Origin of the sequence: Hyphomonas sp., assembly GCF_013823385.1 — a bacterium.
Taxonomy (GTDB): Bacteria; Pseudomonadota; Alphaproteobacteria; order Caulobacterales; family Hyphomonadaceae; genus Hyphomonas.
This window is the reverse complement of record NZ_PNMA01000090.1, coordinates 1-3,300: the sequence shown is the minus strand read 5'-3', so window position 1 is coordinate 3,300 and position 3,300 is coordinate 1. Positions and strand designations below refer to the sequence as shown.

6 protein-coding genes are annotated in these 3,300 nt (G+C 60.2%); all 6 read right to left on the bottom strand.

What is annotated here, in order from left to right; all coding sequences use genetic code 11:
* Positions 1-388, bottom strand: a 388-nt coding sequence (locus C0456_RS19850) for a heavy metal-binding domain-containing protein (protein WP_291056214.1), incomplete at its 3' end; no start/stop codon positions are given.
* A 164-nt stretch (positions 389-552) separates the two neighbouring features.
* A complete protein-coding gene (locus C0456_RS19845; RefSeq protein WP_114106172.1) occupies positions 553-1,032 on the bottom strand; it encodes a nuclear transport factor 2 family protein in 480 nt (159 codons plus the stop codon).
* A 10-nt stretch (positions 1,033-1,042) separates the two neighbouring features.
* Positions 1,043-1,873 carry a CopD family protein gene (locus C0456_RS19840; protein WP_114106171.1) on the bottom strand — a complete coding sequence of 277 codons (831 nt, stop codon included), beginning with the start codon at positions 1,871-1,873 and terminating at the stop codon, positions 1,043-1,045.
* A gap of 12 nt (positions 1,874-1,885) precedes the next feature.
* Positions 1,886-2,239 carry a copper resistance protein CopC gene (locus tag C0456_RS19835; protein ID WP_291056208.1) on the bottom strand — a complete coding sequence of 118 codons (354 nt, stop codon included), beginning with the start codon at positions 2,237-2,239 and terminating at the stop codon, positions 1,886-1,888.
* A 42-nt stretch (positions 2,240-2,281) separates the two neighbouring features.
* A complete protein-coding gene (locus tag C0456_RS19830; protein ID WP_114106169.1) occupies positions 2,282-3,079 on the bottom strand; it encodes a copper resistance protein B in 798 nt (265 codons plus the stop codon).
* Positions 3,079-3,300 (bottom strand): multicopper oxidase domain-containing protein (locus tag C0456_RS19825; protein WP_291056204.1); only part of this gene is annotated, 222 nt, incomplete at its 5' end. The genes C0456_RS19830 and C0456_RS19825, both read right to left, overlap by 1 nt.

The following is a 3,300-nucleotide window of genomic DNA, read 5'->3' as shown; positions in this document are numbered from 1 at the left end:
TTGCGCTTGGGGTCAACGGCTCCAGCGCCATGCCGCAGATCGGGCAGTCTCCAGGGCCATCTCTAAGGATTTCCGGGTGCATGGGGCAGGTCCACTGGCTTCCGGGCGCCGCTGTCTTGGGCGCGGGTGTTGCCGCGTGATGATGACAGCCAGCGCCATGACCTGAATGGCCATGCGCGTGGGATTCCGGGACGGCGCGTGTTTCTTCTGCGACGGGGTAGGCGGAGGGATCGGCCTCAAACTTAATTTTGCAACCTGCGCTGCAGAACAGGACCTCTGCGCCTTCGTGCACCAATCGGTGCGGACTGTCTGCTTTCGGCATCATTCCGCAAACGGGGTCCCGTTTGGCTTTTTGATCAGGTGTGATCGGTTTTACGATCAAGGACATGCTGGAGCTCCTGGGGGCGTAGGCTAGCAAATCATTTATACCCCTATGGGGTATTCGTCAATTGCCCCATAGGGGTATATTTCCAGCTATATGCCCGTACCTGTCCGATTACAGAAAAGCGACCAAAGTCCGCCCAAAACGGCCTTTGGTTCTGCCCCTGCATTTCAATGGTCATGATCCGTGGCAAGGCTGGCCGAGGACCAGTGAATGTGAACAATCTTCCACACGTCGCCGGTGTCCTGCAGGACCATCGTCTCCATCAGGCGGCTGTTGACCGGCTTATCCCGAAACGTTCCTTTCGACACGTACTCAGTCAGAATGGTCACGAGGCCGCCGCCCTCAAAGACCTGCCGGTCGAGGACGGTTGTCTCGACAGCTTTGGAAAACGTGATGTCAGCAGCCATGTGGTGTGAGCGGTATTCTTCAAGCGACCGTTCGATGCCGCCGCTCTCAGCAATCTGCACATCAGCGGCCAGCAGGCCAACAAGCGCCGCTTCGTCACCTGCTTCCAGGGCTGCGCCGAAGGCAACAACAGTCTCGATGGGTGACTTCGCTGCTGACGGGCTAGGCGCTTCATCGGCGAGCGCTGGCCTTGAAAATGCGACCAGGGCGGCCAATGCGAGGCTGATCAGGACAGGTTTCATTTTAGGCTCCTCAGGTAGTTGGACCAGAAACGGTTGTGGCTGCGGCAATAATGATGACGATCGCGGCGAACAGAACAGCCTCGGATCGCAGTGTCGCGCGCAAAGCGGCTCGCCCGCGGACAGGTTGTGCTGCCAGCTGGCGCGTGACGAACATCAGATTGACCGCCCCGAGCCCGAGAAGCAGCGTTGCCGCCAGAAGCTTGGAGGCGAGCAATTGTCCGTATCCGGAGCTGAGCATACCAGAGAACCCGCCATTGATACGCCAGAACAGATAGACGCCGGAGAGGAACGCCAAGGGCACGATAACGCGAGCGACCCGGCTGAAGGCCTCGGTACGGGCCAGAACATCCGCGTCCTTCATCCCGGACCGGGGCCAAAGAGTCGCTGGCGCGGCAAACCAGAAGCCTGCGATCAGAAGATGGCCCGCCACGACCCATGGCGCGAAGCCCGGCGCCGCCAGCCCCGCTGAATGTCCTGTAAGGGCAAAGCTTGCGCTGATGCTGATGGCGGCGGGCACCAGAAGGACCCGGTGACGTATAAGGCCCACAGCAATGAGAAAGCCCGCGCCGACGAGCAGCGCGAGGGCAGGGCGCCCGCCAGCGGCCCAGGTCCAATCAAACTGTTCAGTCGAGAAAGCCGCGCCAAGACTTCCGCCCATCTGAGCGTTCAGAATGATGAGCCGCAGAATTGCTGCAACGGCCACCAGACCTGCGAGCCGGAAATATGCACGGCGGTTCGTCATCAGGCAGAGCGCCCCGTGGAGCGCCGCCCCAATCGCTCCGAGGCTGACGGCGTAGAGCAATACCTTGGTTACGATATTGGCGGCGTCCAGCAGGGGCATGGCGGCGGCCCCCTACTTCAGTTCGAAGGTCGATTTGCCGGTCATCGGATGACCATCTTTTGACATCGTGCGCCACTCCACAGTGTAGAGACCCGGCGCCAGGTCAGGTAGCGGAACTGTGAATGTGGCAGCCGGTGCCTTTGGAGGTGTGAAGTCAATCTCGACGGCCTCTCCTGCTCCGGTTTTCACCGAGAACGCGATCAGACCGACTGGCTGGCTGAAGCTGAACGTGAAGTCGTCCGGTAACGCGTCTATGACGGCGGCGTCTGCAATGTTGGTCGTCCTGACACTGACATGCGCGAGCGCAGGCGCGGCGGAGAGGACGAGGGCCAGAAGTGTGGCTGTAATCACTTTTGAACGGGGCATTTTGTGTCCTTTCGCGGACGGTGAGCTGAAGTTGGATACGGTTCAGAACCAGAGCCTGATCCCGGTGACGAAGGAGAGGGTTTCGGCGTCCTCGCCGCGGGCGCGGGCGAAGTCTGCGGTGTCGCCTGTCGAGGCTTTCCAGTTGACACCGACATACGGAGCAAACTGACGGTCAAACTCATACCGCAGGCGCAGGCCAAGCTCTGCCGTCGAAAGTCCGGCGCCTGTTTCAAGTTCCGGCACGTCCTGCATCGCGAAGTTCAGCTCTGTGCGGGGTTGCAGGACGAGGCGCTGTGTCAGCAGGAACTCATACTCCGCTTCTACACGGGCGGAGAGATCGCCGTCCTCGCTGAGGAATATAGCGCCGCCGACTTCGAACCAGTAGGGGGCAAGGCCCTGAATGCCAGCCACTGCGTAGCTGCGGGATGGGCCCGGTTCGAAGTCATGACGAAGTCCTGCCTGAAGGTCGAAGTACCTCGCGACGGGGCGTGACCAGAGCGCCTGGACTTCGGCTTCTTCGAAGCTGCCTGCATCGAGATCGTAGTCTATCTCAGACTTTATCCAGAGCCGGTTCTCGTCCGTGCCCCACCAGCCCTGGCCCTCAAGGAAAGCGGCCGATGAATCTTCGCCCGACTGGTATTCGAACCGGTTGGCGAGGATCATGTAATGTGTCCCTCCACCATGTTCTTTTTTCAGCGCGTCCCGCGACGCCTTGAGCTCATCCTTGTCCCAATAGGCTGCAGCCTGCGATCCGGGTACGGGCGCGTCCTGCGCGATGGCGGGAACTGCGGTTACCAAGGACAGCAATACGAAGGCTGAGTAAAAATGTCTGCTGTTCATCAGCGATGTCCTTCGTGCTGCATACCGGGCATTCCGGTTTCGGTCTTTGCCTTGTCTTCCGCTGACGGAGCAATGGAAGGCTTGTGTCCTTTGTGTGCGTCATCAGCCATCGCGGCTTCACTTCGCGGAACGACCGAGACCACCTGCATCATGCCGGCATGCATGTGGAACAGGAGGTGACAGTGGAAGGCCCAGTCGCCCACATGGTCTGCCGTGACGTC

Excerpts from the sequence above, each read along its gene's own strand:
- C0456_RS19845 (WP_114106172.1), bottom strand. The coding sequence starts at position 1,032 with ATGAAACCTGTCCTGATCAGCCTCGCATTGGCCGCCCTGGTCGCATTT.
- C0456_RS19840 (WP_114106171.1), bottom strand. The coding sequence starts at position 1,873 with ATGCCCCTGCTGGACGCCGCCAATATCGTAACCAAGGTATTGCTCTAC.
- C0456_RS19835 (WP_291056208.1), bottom strand. The coding sequence starts at position 2,239 with ATGCCCCGTTCAAAAGTGATTACAGCCACACTTCTGGCCCTCGTCCTC.
- C0456_RS19830 (WP_114106169.1), bottom strand. The coding sequence starts at position 3,079 with ATGAACAGCAGACATTTTTACTCAGCCTTCGTATTGCTGTCCTTGGTA.